This is a genomic window from Streptomyces sp. NPDC007095 (genome assembly GCF_040634475.1).
In the GTDB taxonomy this organism is placed as follows: Bacteria; Actinomycetota; Actinomycetes; order Streptomycetales; family Streptomycetaceae; genus Streptomyces.
This window is the reverse complement of record NZ_JBEYFS010000042.1, coordinates 1-19,380: the sequence shown is the minus strand read 5'-3', so window position 1 is coordinate 19,380 and position 19,380 is coordinate 1. Positions and strand designations below refer to the sequence as shown.

At 70.3% G+C, this 19,380-nt stretch carries 17 protein-coding genes, 1 pseudogene and 1 riboswitch; of the genes and pseudogenes, 7 read left to right on the top strand and 11 right to left on the bottom strand.

What is annotated here, in order from left to right; all coding sequences use genetic code 11:
* Positions 1 to 3: 3 nt before the first annotated feature.
* Positions 4 to 1,524 (bottom strand): subtype B tannase, encoded by a 1,521-nt coding sequence (locus ABZ656_RS16810; protein ID WP_360268728.1) that lies wholly within the window; start codon positions 1,522 to 1,524, stop codon positions 4 to 6.
* A gap of 210 nt (positions 1,525 to 1,734) precedes the next feature.
* Positions 1,735 to 2,004, bottom strand: coding sequence for a hypothetical protein (locus ABZ656_RS16805; protein ID WP_101404352.1), 270 nt, complete (start codon positions 2,002 to 2,004; stop codon positions 1,735 to 1,737).
* Positions 2,005 to 2,118: 114 nt separating this feature from the next.
* On the opposite strand from ABZ656_RS16805, the pseudogene ABZ656_RS16800 reads away from it, so the two are divergent.
* Positions 2,119 to 2,328 (top strand): annotated as a pseudogene (locus ABZ656_RS16800) (helix-turn-helix transcriptional regulator); the annotation flags it as partial.
* Positions 2,329 to 2,344: 16 nt separating this feature from the next.
* Positions 2,345 to 3,076, top strand: a complete 732-nt coding sequence (locus tag ABZ656_RS16795; protein ID WP_101404351.1) for an NAD(P)-binding domain-containing protein — start codon at positions 2,345 to 2,347, stop codon at positions 3,074 to 3,076.
* A 72-nt stretch (positions 3,077 to 3,148) separates the two neighbouring features.
* Here ABZ656_RS16795 and ABZ656_RS16790 read toward each other — a convergent pair whose 3' ends face one another.
* The 6 genes from ABZ656_RS16790 to thrC all read right to left on the bottom strand — a co-directional run bounded on the left by ABZ656_RS16790 (position 3,149) and on the right by thrC (position 10,585).
* Positions 3,149 to 4,738, bottom strand: a complete 1,590-nt coding sequence (locus ABZ656_RS16790; protein WP_360268673.1) for a carboxylesterase family protein — start codon at positions 4,736 to 4,738, stop codon at positions 3,149 to 3,151.
* A gap of 154 nt (positions 4,739 to 4,892) precedes the next feature.
* Positions 4,893 to 6,017 (bottom strand): NADH:flavin oxidoreductase, encoded by a 1,125-nt coding sequence (locus ABZ656_RS16785; protein ID WP_360268670.1) that lies wholly within the window; start codon positions 6,015 to 6,017, stop codon positions 4,893 to 4,895.
* A 190-nt stretch (positions 6,018 to 6,207) separates the two neighbouring features.
* Positions 6,208 to 7,830 carry a chaperonin GroEL gene (gene groL / locus ABZ656_RS16780; protein WP_101404348.1) on the bottom strand — a complete coding sequence of 541 codons (1,623 nt, stop codon included), beginning with the start codon at positions 7,828 to 7,830 and terminating at the stop codon, positions 6,208 to 6,210.
* Positions 7,831 to 8,214: 384 nt separating this feature from the next.
* A complete protein-coding gene (locus ABZ656_RS16775; RefSeq protein WP_007493268.1) occupies positions 8,215 to 8,421 on the bottom strand; it encodes a cold-shock protein in 207 nt (68 codons plus the stop codon).
* Positions 8,422 to 8,881: 460 nt separating this feature from the next.
* Entirely contained in the window at positions 8,882 to 9,157 is a 276-nt protein-coding gene (locus tag ABZ656_RS16770) for a MoaD/ThiS family protein (RefSeq protein WP_101404347.1), read from the bottom strand.
* 114 nt (positions 9,158 to 9,271) lie between these two features.
* Positions 9,272 to 10,585, bottom strand: coding sequence for a threonine synthase (thrC, locus tag ABZ656_RS16765; protein ID WP_101404346.1), 1,314 nt, complete (start codon positions 10,583 to 10,585; stop codon positions 9,272 to 9,274).
* A gap of 17 nt (positions 10,586 to 10,602) precedes the next feature.
* Positions 10,603 to 10,750: riboswitch (SAM riboswitch) on the bottom strand.
* Positions 10,751 to 10,929: 179 nt separating this feature from the next.
* On the opposite strand from thrC, the gene ABZ656_RS16760 reads away from it, so the two are divergent.
* Together ABZ656_RS16760 and ABZ656_RS16755 are read left to right on the top strand one after the other, a co-directional pair.
* Positions 10,930 to 11,874, top strand: coding sequence for a glucosyl-3-phosphoglycerate synthase (locus tag ABZ656_RS16760; protein WP_101404345.1), 945 nt, complete (start codon positions 10,930 to 10,932; stop codon positions 11,872 to 11,874).
* A 125-nt stretch (positions 11,875 to 11,999) separates the two neighbouring features.
* Complete coding sequence (locus ABZ656_RS16755) at positions 12,000 to 13,388, top strand: trehalose-6-phosphate synthase (RefSeq protein WP_101404344.1); 1,389 nt, start codon at positions 12,000 to 12,002, stop codon at positions 13,386 to 13,388.
* 82 nt (positions 13,389 to 13,470) lie between these two features.
* On the opposite strand, the gene otsB is transcribed toward ABZ656_RS16755, so the two are convergent.
* The 3 genes from otsB to ABZ656_RS16740 all read right to left on the bottom strand — a co-directional run bounded on the left by otsB (position 13,471) and on the right by ABZ656_RS16740 (position 15,923).
* Complete coding sequence (gene otsB / locus ABZ656_RS16750) at positions 13,471 to 14,349, bottom strand: trehalose-phosphatase (protein WP_360268663.1); 879 nt, start codon at positions 14,347 to 14,349, stop codon at positions 13,471 to 13,473.
* A gap of 94 nt (positions 14,350 to 14,443) precedes the next feature.
* Entirely contained in the window at positions 14,444 to 14,671 is a 228-nt protein-coding gene (locus ABZ656_RS16745; protein WP_101404342.1) for a DUF3263 domain-containing protein, read from the bottom strand.
* Between the two features lie 34 nt (positions 14,672 to 14,705).
* The gene (locus ABZ656_RS16740) at positions 14,706 to 15,923 is read right to left on the bottom strand and encodes an extracellular solute-binding protein (protein ID WP_360268660.1); all 1,218 of its coding nucleotides are present in this window, start codon (positions 15,921 to 15,923) and stop codon (positions 14,706 to 14,708) included.
* A gap of 209 nt (positions 15,924 to 16,132) precedes the next feature.
* Between ABZ656_RS16740 and ABZ656_RS16735 the strand changes: the two genes are divergently transcribed.
* From ABZ656_RS16735 to ABZ656_RS16725, 3 genes are all read left to right on the top strand, one after another.
* A complete protein-coding gene (locus ABZ656_RS16735; protein WP_101404340.1) occupies positions 16,133 to 17,089 on the top strand; it encodes an ROK family protein in 957 nt (318 codons plus the stop codon).
* Complete coding sequence (nagA, locus tag ABZ656_RS16730) at positions 17,089 to 18,234, top strand: N-acetylglucosamine-6-phosphate deacetylase (RefSeq protein ID WP_101404339.1); 1,146 nt, start codon at positions 17,089 to 17,091, stop codon at positions 18,232 to 18,234. Before ABZ656_RS16735 ends, nagA begins: the two co-directional genes overlap by 1 nt.
* Positions 18,235 to 18,381: 147 nt before the next feature.
* Positions 18,382 to 19,311 (top strand): 1-phosphofructokinase family hexose kinase, encoded by a 930-nt coding sequence (locus tag ABZ656_RS16725; RefSeq protein ID WP_360268656.1) that lies wholly within the window; start codon positions 18,382 to 18,384, stop codon positions 19,309 to 19,311.
* The last annotated feature ends 69 nt before the right edge of the window (positions 19,312 to 19,380 follow it).

The window sequence follows — 19,380 nt, the reverse complement described above, 5'->3', positions numbered from 1 at the left end:
AGGCTAGAACCTGTAGCCCGACACCGTGGCGATCCACTTGATGAAGTCGCCCGGGTCGTTGTCCGCACCGTGGCCGGCGTCCCAGTAGTACGAGGTGTCGACGTCGTCGCCGAGGTTCTTCAGGCGGGCGGCGAGGTTGCTCGCGACGGTGAGCGCGGTGTCGCTGTCCTTGGTGCCGAGGCGGATCCACCAGTGCTTCGACCGGTTCCCGTCGACCTTGTCCACGAGGTGGTGCATCGGGTTCATCAGGTGGAGCTTCGCGGGGATGTCACTGTCGAGGCGCGCACTGGCACCCTCTTCGTGGCGCAGGCTGTAGAGGGTGAAGTGCCGGTTGGCGGTGGTCCCCGTACCGAACTCGTTGTTCTCACCGGCGGACAGGTCGAAGGCGTCGAACGCCGGGGTGTCCTTCTTGCGGGCGCCCACGTGGGTGAGGAAGTCGACCCAGGAGAAGGTCGCCCTGCCGCCGGACCACGTGATGAACGAGTTCGCGGCCAGGTAGGCCGAGCGGTCCGCGTCCGAGAGCGCCGCGAGGTACTGGGTGGCCGACGGCTCCAGGTGGGTCTTGACCAGGTACTCGTCGAGGTTGCGCGCCGTGAGGGTGCCGAAGCCCTTCGCCGTCAGCCTGAGGGAGGCGAGATATTCGCCGTACGCGCCGCTCAGCGCCTTGGAGACGGTCTGGTCGACGACCGAGCCGCTGCTGAGCAGGTTGGCGCCCCAGTTCCACTCGTACGCCATGTCGGCGTGTTCGAGGTCGGTGATCGGGCACCAGGCACCGGTGGCGAAGATGGCGTCGCTCGCGTCGGCCGCGCCCAGCTCCTTCAGGTAGGAGTCGTAGGCCGGACTGTCACCGGACGCGCCGAGCAGCGAGGACAGCGCGCCGCCGGCGCTGACTCCGGCGGAGACGATCCGGTTCACGTTGCCCGGGATACGCCCCCTGTTGAACTTCACGTACCGCACCGCGGCCTTGAGGTCGACGATGGCGGCGGGCGCGGTGCCGTAGTAGATCCCGCTGGAGTCCACCAGCGACCGCCCGCGCGCGCCCGGCTCCACGACGACGTACCCGGCGGCGAGCGCCAGCTGCTGGCGGCTCGCGGCGGAGGCGGCAGCGGCAGCGGGCCCGCCCGGGCCGCCGGGGCCCATCCCGCCGCCTGCGCCGACACCCGTGGCGTTCGCGACGGACGAGGGCATGTAGCCGCCGATCTGGTTGGCGAAGAGGATGGGGGCGCCGGACGCGTCCACGACGCTTCCGTCGATCTTCACCGGCACGCTGACGTTGAGGGACTGGTAGGTGGCGTCCACCGGGTCGGCCACGTACGAGGCGACTTTGTAGAAGTGGTAGACGACCTCGTGGGCGGTGCCGGTGGTGTCCGTGATGCTGGTGGTCAACTCCGTGTAGCTGTCCGGGTCGAAGACCAGGGAGGAGTCCGTGGACGCGGCGGACGACGCCGCGGACGTTCGGCTCGCCGCCCGCGCACCGGAGGCGAACCCGACCGCCGGCACCGCGGCACCCGCGGTGAGCCCCATGACCACTGTCCTGCGCTTCACTGACTTCACTACCGTCTCCTGTCTTCGCGGCTCGTTCGAACAACGAGGCCCCAGGGCAACAGCCGTTCCTTAACCCTTCCTTTGTGTCTCCAGTGACGGCACCGGGATCCGGCCACCCCCCTGACCAGCCACAACCACGGTCGCCCTGCCGGGGCGGCCTCCAAACCGAAGCAATCGCCCACAAAATTGTCAGCGATTTTGGCGCGATCTCGTACGCGCGGACTCCCGGTTGACCTCCCTGACCCGCGCCCGCAGCACCTCCTCCGGTGCGCACGCACGCAACACGTCCGCCAGCCGCACCGCCGTACGCACGTTGCACCGCCCGAGCGCGACCAGCGCGAACGGCTCCTCGCTCGCACCGGTCACCGGATCGACCCGCAGCGAGGGCAGAACGATGCCGACGCCTTCCAGGGCCGCCTTGAGTTGTGCCACCACTTCCTCCGTCGACGTCACGTCCATCGTTCCGCTTCCTCCACTCTGAGTGTTCGCGTCCACCACACACAGTGGCCGACCCGGCTTTAACCTGGCCAGAGACGGAGCCCGACAACCCCGCCCGTGTAACAGGGAGTTGCCGTGCCAGGACCGAAGGACCTCGACCCGTCCACATCACCGCGTGCGCTGCTCGGCGCCGAGTTGCGCCACGCGCGCGAGAACGCGGGCCTCAGCCAGGACGACCTGGGCCGGCCCTTGTTCGTCAGCGGCTCGTTCATCGGCCAGTTGGAGGCCGGTACGCGGCGCATGCACCTCGAATACGCCCGCCAGATAGACGAGATCCTCAACACGAACGGGTGCCGGGCGGGTGATCGTCGCCTGTCTGCGGGACCACGACGCCGTGCGAGCGGTGCTGGAGCCGGTCGCGCCGGCGCGCTGGGAGGGACGCCTGCTCGCCAACCTCACCAGCGGGGAGCCGGCACGAGCCCGCGCGATGGCGGACTGGGCAACCGCGCACGGCATCCGCTACCTGGACGGCGCGATCCTCACCCCGACCCAGGTCGTCGGCACGGCGGCCGCCGCCGTCCTCTACAGCGGGTCGCGCGAGGTGCACGAGGCGGTACGGGACACACTGGCCGCCGTGGGCGGCACCGGTACGTATCTCGGTGCCGACCCCGGCCGGGCGTCGGCGTACGAGGTTGCGCTCCTCGACCTGTTCACCACGTCGGTGTACGGCGTCGCGCACTCCTTCGCCCTCGCCTCGGCCGAGGGCATCGCACCCGACGACCTCGCCCCGTTCGCCATCGGGATCAGCGGTCTGCTGTCCGAGATGATCCCGCGATTCGCCGGTCAGCTCCGGACCGGCGACTACCCCGGCGAGCGCTCCACGATCGCCTCCGCGGCTACGACGATCGCCCACCTGATCGACGCGGCCGGCGCCCACGGCCTGGAGGTGGGCGCGCTGACCGCGGCGAAGGGCGCCGCCGACCGAGCCGTCGCCGCCGGCCACGGACCGGACGGACTCCCACGCCTGGCCACCGTCCTGCGCACCGGGAAGCCCCACGGAACTCAAGCCCCAAGCCCCGAGACCTCTTTGTAGGGAACGGGTGGGAGGGCCTCAACCCGCCCTCCCGCCCTGGCGAGTCGACAGGAAAGAACCTGGCGCCCCTCCTCAGCCGATCAACGGCAGCGCCCCGAAGTCATGGTGCTCCCAGAGGCGGCGCGAGGTCTCGTGCGGGTACGGGGTGACCGCGGAGTCCGTGTCAAAGACCTGGGTCGGCCGCCGCTCGGTGTCGTACGCGGGCCAGCCCGGGTCTCCGGTCGTGGCGAACGCCGTCCAGGCCGTGCGGAAGCGGGACGACAGGGCCTCGGCCTCCGGGGACGACCCGACCCCGGCGAACAGCATCAGACCGAGGTCGGCTCCGAAGGTTCCGAACAGCAGCGGTATGTCGAGGCCGTGACAGGCACCCAGCGCGCCTCCGTAGGCGGGCGCGGGCCAGGCCAGCTCGTAGACGTGCGCGCGGCCGCCGCCCGCGAGCTGCGCCTCGGCCAGGCGCAGCGAGGGCATACGGAACACCGCGTCGGAGTGCACCCACTCGTAGAGCTCCTCGGGAGAGGCGTCGGGAAAGGCGGCGCGGTAGGCCCGCTCGCCGTCGGCCCCGGAGTCCGGTCCCGGTCCAACTCCCAGTCCCAGTACCAGTACCAGTCCCGGTCCCGGTCCCGGTCCCGGTCCGAAGGTGCGCAGTGCCTCCGTCGCCTGCTCGTCCGTGATCGTCCCGAGTCGGCCGCCCAGCGCGGTGAACAGCCGGTACTCGTTCCGTGTGTGCCCGACGATCAGTTCCACGTCCCGTGCCGAGCCGGCCGCCAGCGCCTGCCAGGGGGCGGTCGGCAGTACCTCTCCGTCGACGACGGGCGCGAAGGCCATCAGCGTGTGGGCGACCATGCCCCACCTGTCCTCGAACTCCCGCATCTTGGGCCCCAACGCCTCGCCCACGGCGGTCAGCCGGCGGGGATCCACCGAGGACAGGTCGGCGGCCGTCGGGCGCAGGCCCGCCTCGGCGGCGATGGCGGCGGCGATGTCACGGGCCAGGTCGTCGGAGAAGAAGGGACCGGGCACGCTCTGCGCGATCGCCCGGCCGAACAGCCCGGCCGCGCTCGGCATGGCCAGCAGCGAGGCGACGGACCCGGCGCCCGCGGACTCGCCGAAGACGGTGACCCGGCCGGGGTCGCCGCCGAAGGCCGCGATGTTCTCGCGTACCCATTCCAGGGCCGCGACCTGGTCGAGCAGCCCCCGGTTGGCGGGGGCTCCGTCGATCCGGGCGAAACCCTCCACGCCGAGGCGGTAGTTGAGGGTGACGACGACCAGGTCGCCGTCGCGGGCGATACGGCGGGCGTCGTATCCGGGACTGCCGGAGTGGCCGAGCTTGTAGGCGCCGCCGTAGATCCAGACCATCACCGGACGGCGGGCGGCCGGGTCCGGATCGGGCGTCCAGACGTTGACGGTCAGCCAGTCGTCGCCCGTGGGGGCGTCGATCACCCCCGTACGGCCCTGGAATCCCGACTCCTGCGGGGGCGGCGGACCGAAGGCGAAGGCGTCCCGGGTGCCGTCCCAGGCGGCCACCGGACGCGGGGCGGCGAACCGCGCGTCCCCCACCGGCGGTTGGGCGAACGGAATGCCCCGGAAGACCACCAGCCCGTCCTCCCGACGGCCACGCACCGCACCGGCACGGGTGCGCACCACGCTCGCTCCTGCTGACGTCACGACGGCTCCCTCGGTACGGGTGGAACGGAACGGGTCCTTGAGGGAACAGCGTGCTACGAAACAGCCAGGCGATCACCCCCCGGGGATGGGGAGGTGATCGCCTGGATGCGATTTCGGACAGGTCGGGTCACGTCCGGTCCGACCGGCCCGAGGTTCAGCTGAGCGTGCTCAGCGCCTTCGGGTCGTACGACGCCAGCTCCCCGAGCCGTCCGTCCAGTACCTTCGCCGCCCACTCCGGGTCCTGGAGGAGGGCGCGGCCCACGGCGACGAGGTCGAACTCGTCACGCTCCAGACGGTCGAGGAGGTTGTCGAGGGAGGCCACCTTGGAGCCCTCGCCCATGAAGGCCTTGATGAAGTCGCCGTCGAGGCCGACCGAGCCGACGGTGATGGTGGGCCTGCCCGTGAGCTTCTTGGTCCAGCCCGCGAGGTTCAGGTCGGAACCGTCGAACTCGGGGAGCCAGTAGCGGCGGGTGGAGGCGTGGAAGGCGTCGACGCCGGCGGCGGCGAGCGGGGTCAGGATGGCCTCCAGCTCCTCCGGGGTCTCGGCGAGCCGGGCGTCGTAGTTGTCCGACTTCCACTGCGAGTAGCGGAAGAGGACGGGGAAGTCGGCCGAGACCGAGTCACGGACCGCGGCGACGATCTCCGCCGCGAACTTCGTACGGGCGACGGGGTCACCGCCGTACGCGTCCGTACGGCGGTTGGTGCCCGCCCACAGGAACTGGTCGAGCAGATAGCCGTGCGCGCCGTGCAGTTCGACGCCGTCGAAGCCGATGCGTTCGGCGGTGGCGGCGGCCTCGGCGAACGCGGCGATGACCTCGTCCAGGTCGGCCTGGGTCATGGCCTTGCCGGTGCCCTCGGTGCCGTCGAGACGGATGCCGGAGGGGCCGACCGCAGGGGCGTCGGCGTACGGCGGCCGTCCTGCCTTGCGCACCATGCCGATGTGCCACAGCTGCGGAACGATCGTGCCGCCCGCCGCGTGCACCGCGTCGGCGACCTTCGTCCAGCCCGCGAGCTGCTCCGTGCCGTGGAAGCGCGGGACACGGTCGCTCTCGCCTGCCGAGTCGTGGCCGACGTACGTGCCCTCGGTGACGATGAGGCCCACGCCCGCGGCGGCGCGGCGGGCGTAGTACTCGGCCACGTCCTCACCGGGGACGCCGCCCGGGGAGAACTGCCGGGTCATCGGTGCCATCGCGATCCGGTTCGGGACGGTCAGGCCGTTCAGCGAGACGGGGCGGGACAGGATCTCGGCCGCGCGGGAGGCGGGGGCAGTCGTAGACACGTGTGGGGGCTCCTCGGGTACCGGATGGTATGTGCGTATGCATTGATGGTGCGTCAACCACAACTCCCCGGTCGGTCGTGTCATTCCGGCCGCCCGGCACCTCGCCCTGTGACCCCGGACACGCCCGAGGGCGGCACCCCCTGTTTCCAGGGAGTACCGCCCTCGGCAGGAAAACCGATCCTCGAAGGGATCAGAAGTCCATGTCACCGCCCGGCATGCCGCCGCCGGCCGGCGCGGCGGCCTTCTCCGGCTTGTCGGCGATGACGGCCTCGGTGGTCAGGAACAGCGCGGCGATGGAGGCGGCGTTCTGCAGAGCAGAGCGGGTCACCTTCGCCGGGTCGATGATGCCTTCGGCGATCATGTCGACGTACTCACCGGTCGCGGCGTTCAGGCCGTGGCCGACGGGCAGGTTGCGCACCTTCTCGACGATGACGCCACCCTCGAGACCACCGTTGACGGCGATCTGCTTGAGCGGGGCCTCCAGGGCGAGTCGCACGGCGTTGGCGCCGGTCGCCTCGTCACCCGAGAGCTCGAGCTTCTCGAAGACCGAGGAGGCCTGGATGAGGGCCACGCCGCCACCGGCGACGATGCCCTCCTCGACGGCCGCCTTCGCGTTGCGAACGGCGTCCTCGATGCGGTGCTTGCGCTCCTTGAGCTCGACCTCGGTGGCGGCACCGGCCTTGATGACGGCCACGCCGCCGGCCAGCTTCGCCAGGCGCTCCTGGAGCTTCTCGCGGTCGTAGTCCGAGTCGGAGTTCTCGATCTCGGCACGGATCTGGTTGACCCGGCCCTGGACCTGGTCGGCGGAGCCGGAGCCGTCCACGATCGTGGTCTCGTCCTTGGTGATGACGACCTTGCGGGCACGGCCCAGCAGGTCCAGACCCGCGTTCTCCAGCTTGAGGCCGACCTCCTCGGAGATGACCTCGCCGCCCGTGAGGATGGCGATGTCGCCGAGCATGGCCTTGCGGCGGTCACCGAAGCCCGGAGCCTTGACGGCGACGGACTTGAAGGTGCCACGGATCTTGTTGACGACCAGGGTCGACAGGGCCTCGCCCTCGACGTCCTCGGCGATGATCAGCAGCGGCTTGCCGGACTGCATGACCTTCTCGAGGAGCGGCAGCAGGTCCTTGACGTTGCTGATCTTCGAGTTGGCGATCAGGATGTACGGGTCGTCGAGGACGGCCTCCATACGCTCCATGTCGGTGGCGAAGTACGCCGAGATGTAGCCCTTGTCGAAGCGCATACCCTCGGTGAGCTCAAGCTCCAGACCGAAGGTCTGGGACTCCTCGACGGTGATGACGCCTTCCTTGCCGACCTTGTCCATCGCCTCGGCGATGAGCTCGCCGATCTGGGTGTCGGCGGCGGAGATGGAGGCCGTGGAGGCGATCTGCTCCTTGGTCTCGACATCCTTGGCCTGCTCAAGGAGGGCACCGGAGACGGCCTCGACGGCCTTCTCGATACCGCGCTTGAGAGCCATCGGGTTGGCGCCGGCGGCTACGTTGCGCAGGCCCTCACGGACGAGAGCCTGGGCGAGAACGGTCGCGGTGGTCGTACCGTCACCGGCGACGTCGTCCGTCTTCTTGGCGACTTCCTTGACCAGCTCGGCGCCGATCTTCTCGTACGGGTCCTCGAGCTCGATCTCCTTGGCGATGGAAACACCATCGTTGGTGATCGTGGGGGCGCCCCACTTCTTCTCGAGGACGACGTTGCGGCCCTTGGGGCCAAGGGTGACCTTGACGGCGTCGGCGAGCTGGTTCATCCCGCGCTCGAGACCGCGCCGTGCCTCCTCGTCGAACGCGATGATCTTGGCCATGTGAAGTGGTCCTCCCGGACTGGGGTGGATTGCTCCGGACCGCGCTGGCGCCCGCGACGGACGGCCTGCCTGCCCCGTGGTTCCTTGCACCACCTGGCCTGCGGGCCTCACCGACCCGGTCCTTCGTTATCACTCTCACCTTCAGAGTGCTAACGCCAATGATTAGCACTCGCCCCTGCCGAGTGCAAGCGACTTCCCTTGATCCGCAGGTGAGAAGGGGCGCGCAACCCGCGCGTCGCGCCGGTGCGCGAGCGGGCCCGCGGCGACGGACGGACAGCCACGCCGGCGGACAGACAGTCACATCTACGGACAGACAGACCGAAGGGCTCGCACCCCATGGGATACGAGCCCTTCGTCACGTCGAACAGTCAGTCGGCGCGTGCTTCAGCCGGTCGCGAGCCGGACCATGTCCGCCTGCGGCCCTTTCTGGCCCTGCGAGATCTCGAAATCGACCCGCTGCCCCTCTTCCAGGGTGCGGTAGCCGTCCATCTGAATCGCGCTGTAGTGGACGAATACATCCGCACCACCGTCGACCGCGATGAAGCCGTACCCCTTCTCCGCGTTGAACCACTTGACGGTGCCCTGAGCCATGCCTAACTCCCCTATTACTGGCCCTTGCACAGGACCGCACTTCGCGGACCCGGGTCAGACCTCACCCCCCAACGGTTGGGGGTGTGCGCCGGAACGCGTCGACCGCGGCTGAATGTATCTGTCCAACTGCCGTCTGCAACAGGTCAATCGGACGAGAATTCCGGGCATGACCGATCGGGAATATGGGGAGAATTTGCGAAGATTCAGGGCAAGTCGGGCCCCATAAATGCCGTATAAGGCTCAAAAGTGCGGGACACTTTGGCTACTTCTTGCCGGACTTCGGGCGCGAACTCATATGCACCCGGCATGCAAAGTGGAGCGGCTTCCCCAACTGTACCGCGCTCAACCATACAGAATTGCCCCCTCCGCTTCTCTCACGGAGGGGGCAATTCGATGAACTCTCGGTAATTGGCATTACCAAGGGTAACAATCTCACCCTGGGTAACGGCCTTCGAGGTGGTCAGCCACCGGCGACGGCAGGAATGATCGAGACGCCCGCGCCGTCCGGCGTCGCCGTCTCCAGCCCCTGCTCGAAGCGGACGTCGTCATCGTTCACGTAGACGTTGACGAACCGGCGCAGCTTGCCCTGGTCGTCGAGAACGCGGGCGGAGATGCCGGCGTGGTTCTTCTCCAGATCGGCGATGACCTCGCCGAGGGTCCCACCCTCGGCCGTCACCTCGGCCTGACCACCGGTGTAGGTGCGCAGGATGGTGGGGATGCGGACGGAAACGCTCATTCTTGTGACCTCCGGTCGGGTAAGGGCTTTCAGGGGCGCGGGGCGTTGCTGAATACGCTGCTCCGCCACATGGGCGCGACCAGCCCCCGCCGGCCCGCAGACGAACAACGACGCTTACGCGAGCCCGGCTTCCCGGAAGGACTCGAGGCTGGGGCGAATCGTCGCGGTGAGCCCGGTACCGGCCACCGCATCCAGCGTCTTCAGACCATCACCGGTGTTCAGAACGACGGTGGTCAGCGTCGGGTCCAGCAGCCCGTTCTCGATCAGCTTCTTCGTCACGCCCACCGTCACACCGCCGGCGGTCTCCGCGAAGATGCCCTCCGTGCGAGCGAGCAGCTTGATCGCGTCCACGACCTGCTCGTCGTTCACGTCCTCCACGGCCCCGCCCGTGCGCCGCGCGATGTCCAGCACGTACGGCCCGTCCGCCGGGTTGCCGATCGCCAGCGACTTGGCGATGGTGTTCGGCTTCTGGGGCCGTACGACGTCGTGGCCGGCCTTGTAGGCGACGGACACCGGCGAGCAGCCCTCGGCCTGGGCGCCGAAGATCTTGTACGGCTTGTCCTCGACCAGCCCGAGCTTGATCAGCTCCTGAAGACCCTTGTCGATCTTCGTGAGCTGGGAGCCGGAGGCGATGGGCACCACGAGCTGGTCGGGGAGCTTCCACCCCAGCTGCTCGCAGATCTCGTACGCCAGGGTCTTGGAACCCTCCGCGTAGTACGGCCGCAGGTTGACGTTGACGAAGCCCCAGCCCTCGCCGGCCGGGTCGCCGATCAGCTCGGAGCAGAAGCGGTTCACGTCGTCGTAGTTGCCCTCGATGCCGACGAGCTCGCCGCCGTAGATCGCGGCCATGACGACCTTGCCCTGCTCCAGGTCGTGCGGGATGAACACGCAGGAGCGGAAGCCGGCGCGGGCGGCGGCGGCACCCACGGCGCCGGCGAGGTTGCCGGTGGAGGAGCAGGAGAGAGTGGTGAAGTTGAAGGCACGCGCCGCCTCGATGGCCTGCGCCACGACGCGGTCCTTGAAGGAGTGCGTCGGGTTGCCGGAGTCGTCCTTGACGAAGAGCTTGCCGGCCTCGACACCCAGCTCGCGGGCGAGGTTGTCGGCCTTGACGAGCTTGGTCCAGCCGGGGTTGATGTTCGGCTTGTCGGCGACGTCGGCCGGGACGGGCAGCAGCGGCGCGTAGCGCCAGATGTTCGCGGGGCCCGCTTCGATGCGCGCCCGGAGCTCTTCGGTTTCGTAGGCCGAGAAGTCGTACGCGATCTCCAGCGGGCCGAAACACTCCTCGCAGGCGAAGACCGGGCCGAGCGGCACGCGGTGCCCGCACTCGCGGCAGGAAAGCGCGGCGGCGGGTCCGAGATCCACACCGACTACGGTGGTGGTGTCGCCCGCGACAGGGTTCGTGGTGCTTGCAACAGTCTGCGCAGCCATGGAGGCGAGGCCCTTTCTCCTCATCTTCCTCACGACGCACTTCGCCGTGAGACGGATTTGGCACCTTCCCTAGCCGGGAGCCTCGCCACATCAATGTGACAGGAACCAGCTGGAGGGTTGCCGGGGCTTCATCGGGCCGTATCCCTCTGCCCCTCTGGATGAGCGGTATTCGGTTGTGTCGTGCGGGTGGTGCGGTGGTCCGCAAATGATCTACGACATGCGATGGTCATCCGCGTTGTTCAAGACTGTAACCGAAGGCCAGGACAGTTGAGATAGTCGTCCGAACCGCGAGATGGATCACACCGTGAGACACCGGGTGATCAGACAGTGAGGAGCCGCAGACTGTGCTGAAGGAAACTGAGCGCTGGCTGAGCAATCGCTCCTGGTCCGTGACCGATCGCCCGCTCCACAGACTCATGTCCGCCAAACGGGCCACGGGCTCCTCGGTGAGCGTCGTCCTGCCGGCGCTGAACGAGGAGGAGACGGTCGGCGAGATCGTCGCCATCATCCGCCACGACCTGATGCAGCAGGTCCCCCTCGTCGACGAGATCGTCGTCATCGACTCGGGTTCGACCGACCGCACCTCGGAGGTGGCCGCCGCGGCGGGCGCGCGCGTGGTGCACCGGGACGAGATCCTGCCGCGCATCCCGACCGTGCCCGGCAAGGGCGAGGTGCTGTGGCGTTCCCTCCTCGTGACGAGCGGGGACATCATCTGTTTCATCGACGCGGATCTGAAGGAGTTCTCCTCGGACTTCGTCTCCGGGATCGTGGGGCCGCTGCTCACCGAGCCCGGTGTGGACCTCGTCAAGGCGATGTACGACCGTCCGCTCGGCGGTGCGGCGGGGCAGGGCGGCCGGGTCACCGAACTCATGGCCCGCCCCCTCCTCAACATGCACTGGCCGCAGCTGGCCGGCTTCGTGCAGCCGCTCGGCGGGGAGTACGCGGCCCGCCGTTCGCTGCTCGAACAGCTCCCCTTCCCCGTCGGGTACGGGATCGAGCTGGGCATGCTGGTCGACGCCCTGCACCTGGTGGGCCTGGACGCGCTCGCCCAGGTCGACGTGGGCGTGCGCAAGCACCGCCACCAGGACGGGCAGGCGCTGGGCCGGATGTCCGCCGCGATCTACCGCACGGCCCAGCTCCGGCTGGCCCGCGGCCACCTGATCCGCCCGGCCCTCACCCAGTTCGAACGGAGCAGGGACGGTTTCGAGCCGCGGACGTACTCGGTGGACACGGAGGAACGTCCGCCGATGGTCGAAATCTCCGAGTACCAGAAACGAAGGGCGGCGTAGCAGCGCCCCTGCGAGGGGCGCGGGAACTGCGCGCTCAGCCCCCACCGGCCGGAAGATCACATACGACCCCTCATATGGCCAACGGGAACGTTTGAGCGTTTCCACGCGGGGCTAAGTTTCGAGGCATGGCTTCAACGCAAGGCGCCCACAACATCCTCGTCGCATCCAACCGCGGCCCGGTCACCTACGAGGTCCAGGAGGACGGCTCGCTGCGCGCCAGGCGCGGTGGCGGCGGGCTGGTCTCGGGCCTCTCCGCGATCGGGCCGGACGCGGGGGCCCTGTGGGTGTGCTCGGCGCTCGGCGACGGCGACCGCGAGGCGGTCCGGCGCGGGGTCGCCGAGGACGGCGTACGGATGCTGGACATCGACGCCGACGTGCACGCGGACGCGTACAACGGCATCGCGAACTCCGTGCTGTGGTTCGTCCACCACATGCTGTACCAGACCCCGCTGGAGCCGGTCTTCGACGCGGAGTTCCGGCGCCAGTGGGCGTCGTACGAGGCGTACAACCGCGCTTTCGCCGAAGCTCTGGCCGCGGAGGCGGCGCAGGGCGCGGTGGTGAACGTCCAGGACTACCACCTGACCCTCGTCCCCGGGATGCTGCGCGAGCTCCGCCCCGACCTGCGGATCGGCCACTTCTCGCACACCCCCTGGGCGCCGGTCGACTACTTCCGGATGCTGCCCGACGACATCGCCGAACAGGTGCTGCGCGGCATGCTCGGCGCGGACCGGCTCGGCTTCCTCACCCAGCGCTGGGCGGACGCGTTCACCGCCTGCTGCGACGCGCTCGTCGGCGGGCTCGGCGACACCCGGATCGGTGTGCACGGGCTCGGCGCGGACGCGGACTTCCTGCGCAGGCGCTCGCACGAGGCGGACGTCGCGGACCGCATGGCCGCGCTGCGCGAAGAGATCGGCGAGGGCCGCAGGACGATCGTGCGGGTCGACCGGACCGAGCTGTCGAAGAACATCGTGCGGGGCCTGCTGGCGTACCGGCAGCTGCTGGAGGACCACCCGGAGTGGCGCGAGCGCGTCGTCCACGTGGCCTTCGCCTACCCCTCCCGCCAGGACCTGGCCGTCTACCGGGAATACACGGCCGAGGTGCAGCGCGTGGCGACCGAGATCAACGCCCGCTACGGCACACCGGGATGGACCCCGGTCGTCCTCCATGTCAAGGACGACTTCGCCCGCTCCCTGGCCGCGTACCGGCTCGCCGACGTCGCCCTCGTCAACCCCATCCGCGACGGCATGAACCTCGTCGCCAAGGAGGTGCCGGTCGTCTCCGACGAGGGATGCGTGCTGGTGCTCTCACGGGAGGCGGGGGCGTACGAGGAACTGGGCGAGGACGCGGTGGTGGTGAATCCGTACGACGTGGTCGGCACCGCGCGGGCGCTGGACGCGGCGCTGACCATGCCGCCGGGCGAGCGGGCGGAACGTACGAAGCGGTTGGCTGCCGCCGGGACGGCGTTGCCTCCGGCGCAGTGGTTTCTTGAGCAGTTGCGGGAGTTGGAGGGCTGAGTCGGGAGTCTGTCGGCTGCGGGTGCGCTGTGGCTGGTCGCGCCCACGCGGCGGAGCCGCACATGTCACGGCCCCGCGCCCCTTACGGGGCGCTGCAGTGCGCCGCCAGTCCCCTCAGCAGGCGTACGACTCCCGCCGGGCCGTCGACGACGAGGTCCGCGCGTTCGGCCAGTTCGGTGACTTCCGTACTGCCGCTGCACACCAGCAGGCCCGGGACGCCGTCCGAGCGGAGTTTGTCGACGGCGGCGAAGGCGGGGAGGTCCCCCAGGTCGTCGCCGGCGTACATGACGGCTTCGGCGCGGACCTCACGGACGTACTCCAGGAGGGCGACGCCCTTGTCCGTGCCCGGGGGACGGAGTTCGAGGACCATCCGACCGGGTTCGACGATCAGGCCATGGCGGGTGGCGAGGTCGGTGAGGGGTTCGCGCAGTGCCTCGAACGCGGCCTGGGGGTCCTCGGCGCGGCGGGTGTGGACGGCGACCGCGCGGCCCTTCTCCTCGATCCAGGTGCCGTGCCAGGCGCCGATCCTGTCGAGGACCCCGGGCAGTTCGGCACGGACGGCGGCGACGCCGGGGTGCGGGGCGGGGGCGTTGACGGTGCCGGTGCGGGCGTCCCAGCGTTCGGCGCCGTAGTGGCCGAGGACGACGAGGTGGTCGAGGCCCGGGACGCCCGCGAAGCCGCCGTGGCGGACCGCTACGCCGGCCGGGCGGCCGGTGACGACGGCCACGGAGGCGACCTTCGGGGCGAGGGCCGCGAGGGCGGGGACCGCGTCGGGGTGGGCGCGGGCCTGCTCCGGGTCGGCGACGATGGGGGCGAGTGTTCCGTCGAAGTCGAGCGCGATGACGGCCCGGTCGGGCCGGGTGAGGATGGCGTCGAGGCCGTCGCGTCCGGCGGGGGTCACGGGGGTCGGCAAGGGTTCCATGACGTCCGGGGATTCCGGGATTTCCGAGTGGCTGCCCATGCTCCGACCCTATCCGCGCACCCCCGGGCGCACCCACGGCTCACCGGGTCACAGTCCTCGAACGCCGGACGGCCACCCCCGGCCTGTGCCGGTGTCAGCGGTCCGCGCGGCGGCTGTCCCGGATGCGGCGAAGGCGGTTCACCGTGATCGGGTCGTGCGCGAGGGCGCGGGGGTCGTCGAGGAGTGCGTTGAGGAGTTGGTAGTAGCGGACGGGAGCGAGGCCGAGTTGCTCGCGTATCGCTCGTTCCTTCGCGCCGGGTCCCGCGAAGGAACGGCGCTCCATGGCGAGGATCCCCCGCTCCCTCCCGCTCAGTTCGTCCATGACCGCACCGTAGCTCCCGCCACCGACAGCGGGGCTACCCCGCGGAGTCCGTCGTGGTCGCCGCCTGCTGGAGCGAGCCGAGGATCCCGGCCGGGCTGCCGTCCGGGGAGACCGCCTTGCCGATCTGCTTCTTGATGTCGGCGCTGACGGCGGCCCAGGACGTCTTGCCGACCGGATAGAGCTGGGAGGAGGGGAGCTCGTCCAGGAACGGGGTGAGGTCCGCGTCGTCGCTGTCCGCCGCCATCGCCTCGGACGCGGACGTCGTGACCGGCAGCAGGTCGTACTCGTGCGAGAAGGCGAGCACGTTCTTCTCGCTGTAGACGTAGTCGAGGAACGTACCGATCTGATCCCGGTGGCCGTTCTTCTTGAAGGCCATCATCCAGTCGGCGACACCCATCGTGGCCCGGCTCTTCCCGCTGACGCCGGGCATCGGCACCATCCCGAACTTCACGCCCTTGTCGGCGGCCATCTTCATCAGCGTGGGGTGCCCGTTGAGCATCCCGACCTCGCCGCGCGCGAACGCCGCGAAGGCGTCCGCGCGATTGAGCTTCGCGGGCGCGACCGGTCCGGTCAGCCCCTTGCCGACCAGGTCGTCCTTGAGCCAGGTGAGGGTGGCGACGTTCCGGGCGGAGTCGAGGCTGTAGGTGCCGACGTCGTCGGTGTAGCCGTCGCCGCCGCTCAGCAGCCACTGCATGGTCTCGGCCTGCGCCTCCTCGGGACCGAGGGGCAGCGCGTACGGGATCTTCACGCCCCGGGCCTTCAGCGCCTGCGCGTCGGCGGCCAGTTCGCTCCAGGTCGTCGGCGCGCTGAGACCCGCGGCGGAGAACAGCTTCTTGTTGTAGAAGAGCAGCCGGGTGGAGGCGGCGAACGGCATGCCGTACTGCACCCGGTTCATCTTCCCCGCATCGGTGAGCTGCGCGACGAAGTCGGCCTGGACGGGTATGGAGAGCACCTCTTCGGCCTTGTACAGCTCGCCCTTGTCGGCGTAGTCGGCGTACGCGCCGATCTGCGCCATGTCGGGAGCGTCGCCCCGCGCGACCATCTCCTTGACCTTGCGGTCGACGTCCGTCCACGGGTAGACGCTGACCTCGACCTTGGTCCCGGGGTGTTCGGCCTCGTACGCCTTGACGAGCTTGTCCCAGTACTTCTGGGAGCTGTTGGCCTTGGAGTCCCCGTAGTCGGCGGCCACGAGCCTGAGGGTCACGTCCCCGGAACCGGCCGAGCCGCCGCAGCCCGCGAGGGTGGCCGTCATGCCCAGCGCGGACGCCGCCGCGATCAGTACTGTCCTACGTCCTGCCCTACGCCGCTGCACCGCACTTCTCCCAACCCCCGGCCGCCCCTGTCCGGAGGCCGTCCGTCTTTGCTTCCGCGTCCGTTGCATCCGTCTCGGAATGCGGATACAAGGTCTACACCACGTGAGTGGACTAGACCTCTCCTGGGGTAAGGGGCGACACTGTCCCCGTGAGACATGTCATCGCCCTCGATGTGGGCGGCACCGGGATGAAGGCCGCCCTGGTCGGGTCGGAGGGCGAGCTCCTCCACCAGGCCCGCCGGCCCACCGGCCGCGAGCGCGGTCCGGACGCCGTGGTCGACGCGATCCTCGACTTCGCGGCCGAACTGCGCGCGTACGGCGAGCACCACCTCGGCGAGCCGGCGGCGGCGGCCGGAGTCGCCGTCCCCGGCATCGTCGACGCCGACCGGGGCGTGGCGGTGTACTCGGCCAACCTGGGCTGGCGCGACGTCCCGATGCGCCGGCTGCTCGGCGACCGGCTGGGCGGGGTGCCGGTGGCGCTCGGACACGACGTGCGCACCGGCGGGCTCGCGGAGGGCCGGATCGGCGCGGGGCAGGGGGCCGACCGTTTCCTGTTCGTCCCCCTCGGCACCGGCATCGCGGGCGCGATCGGTATCGACGGCGGCGTCGAGGCGGGCGCGCACGGTTTCGCGGGCGAGATCGGCCATGTCGTCGTACGCCCCGGCGGGACCCCGTGTCCGTGCGGGCAACACGGCTGTCTGGAGCGGTACGCGTCCGCCGCCGCCGTCAGCCAGGCCTGGGCCGAGGCCTGCGGGGACCCGGAGGCGGACGCCGCCGACTGCGCGAAGGCCGTCGAGTCCGGGGACGCGCGGGCGCGGGAGGTCTGGCAGGACGCCATCGACGCTCTCGCCGACGGGCTCGTCACCGCGCTCACCCTGCTGGACCCGCGCACTCTGATCATCGGTGGCGGTCTCGCCGAGGCCGGGGAAACCTTGTTCGCACCGCTACGGGCCGCCGTCGAGCGGCGCGTCACCTTCCAGAAACTGCCGTCCCTCGTCCCCGCGGCCCTCGGGGACACGGCCGGCTGCCTGGGCGCGGGCCTGCTGGCCTGGGACCTGCTGAATCAGCCGACCACTTCCCAACCGACTTCGGAGGTAACCACCTGATGGCCCATAGAACGGTTCTCGCCGGTGCCAGGGTGGTACTGCCCACCGGAGTCGTCGACGACGGTCGTGTGATCGTCGACGGCACACGCATCGCCGGCAGCGCGCCCTCGCCGACGCGGACACTGGACCTGTCGGGCCACTGGCTCGTCCCCGGCTTCGTGGACCTCCACAACCACGGCGGCGGCGGTGCATCCTTCACCTCCGGGACCGTCGAGGAGGTCCTCCAGGGCGTCCACACCCACCGGCTGCACGGCACCACCACCCTCGTCGCCTCGACCGTGACCGGTGACATGGACGGCCTCGCCCAGCGCGCCGGGCTGCTCTCCGAGCTGGCCGAGCAGGGCGACATCGCGGGCATCCACTTCGAGGGCCCGTTCATCTCGCCGTGCCGCAAGGGCGCGCACTCCGAGGAACTGCTGCGCGACCCGGACCCTGCCGAGGTCCGCAAGCTGATCGACGCCGCGCGCGGCCGGGCCAGCATGGTCACACTCGCCACCGAACTGCCGGGCGGCATCGACTCCGTACGCCTGCTGGCCGAGCACGGGGTGATCGCGGCGATCGGGCACACGGACGCGACGTACGAGCAGACGGTGGAGGCCATCGACGCGGGCGCGACCGTCGCCACGCACCTGTTCAACGCCATGCCCGCGCTCGGACACCGCACGCCCGGCCCGATCGCCGCCCTCCTCGAGGACGAGCGGATCACCGTCGAGCTGATCAACGACGGCACCCACCTCCACCCCGCCGCGCTCCAGCTGGCGTTCCATCACGCGGGCGCGGACCGGGTGGCGTTCATCACGGACGCCATGGACGCGGCGGGCTTCGGCGACGGCCGCTATCGGCTCGGCCCGCTGGAGGTCGAGGTCAGCGAAGGGGTCGCCCGACTGGTGGAGGGCGGCTCGATCGCAGGCTCCACGCTCACCCTCGACCGCGCCTTCCAGCGGGCGGTGTCCGTCGACCGGCTGCCGGTCGAGGACATCGTCGCGGCCCTGTCGGCCAACCCGGCCCGTCTGCTCGGCCTGTACGACACGGTGGGCTCGCTGGAACCGGGCAAGGACGCCGACCTGGTGGTCCTGGACGCGGAGTTCGCCCTCAAGGGCGTGATGCGCCGGGGCGAATGGGTGGTTGACCCACAACTGGGGTGATTCGCGCTCCGGTTGGAGCGCGATGTGACGTACGGCGGTCGTCCCGGGACTGGGCCGACCGCCGTTGTCTTTGGCATGATCAAGCCTCCGGATTCTCCGGAACTCGAAACTGTCGGCCAGCGCATGCATCGAGGGAGGCCGGTCCGGATGATCCTCACGGTCACACTGAACACCGCTCTCGACATCACCTATCGCGTACGGTCCCTGCGTCCGCACACCGCGCACCGGGTGACCGAGGTGACCGAACGCCCCGGCGGCAAGGGCCTGAACGTGGCGCGAGTGCTCGCCGCCCTCGGCCACGAGGTGACCGTCACGGGCTTCACGGGCGGCGTGACAGGCCGCGCCCTGCGGGACCAACTCGCGGACACACCCGGGGTGGTGGACGCGCTGATCCCGGTCGAGGGGCCGACGCGCCGCACGATAGCCGTGGTCGACACGACGACGGGTGACACCACTCAACTCAACGAGCCAGGACCGGAGATCACCCCTGCCGAGTGGGCGGCCTTCCAGGAGGCCTACGAGGTGCTGCTGCGCTCCGCGTCGGCGGTGGCCCTGTGCGGCAGCCTGCCGCCGGGGGTGCCGGTGGGCGCGTACGCCGGCCTGATCCGCGCGGCCCGCGCGGCGGCCGTCCCGGTCCTCCTGGACACCAGCGGCGAACCCCTGCGCCGGGGCGTCGCCGCCCGTCCCGACATCGTCAAGCCGAACGCCGACGAACTGGCCGAACTCACCGGCTCCCACGAGCCGTTGCAGGCGACCCGGGACGCCCGCAGACGCGGCGCACACGCCGTCGTGGCCTCACTGGGCGCCCAGGGCCTGCTCGCCCACACTCCGGACGGCCTCTGGCGCGCCACCCCACCGCGCCGCGTCCACGGCAATCCGACCGGCGCGGGCGACTCCGCGGTCGCGGGCCTGCTGTCGGGACTGGTGGAGCACCTGCCATGGCCGGAGCGCCTCGCCCGGGCCGTCGCCCTGTCCGCGGCGACCGTACTGGCGCCGGTGGCGGGCGAGTTCGACCACCTGGCGTACGAGACCCTGCTCGACCAGATCGCGGTGACGGGGGACGCGACGGCGGCGTGACGCCAAAGAAACGTAGAAGCGTGGCGGGCGGCCGGAGGCCTGGGGGGGGGGGGCGGCGGCTTCGGATGG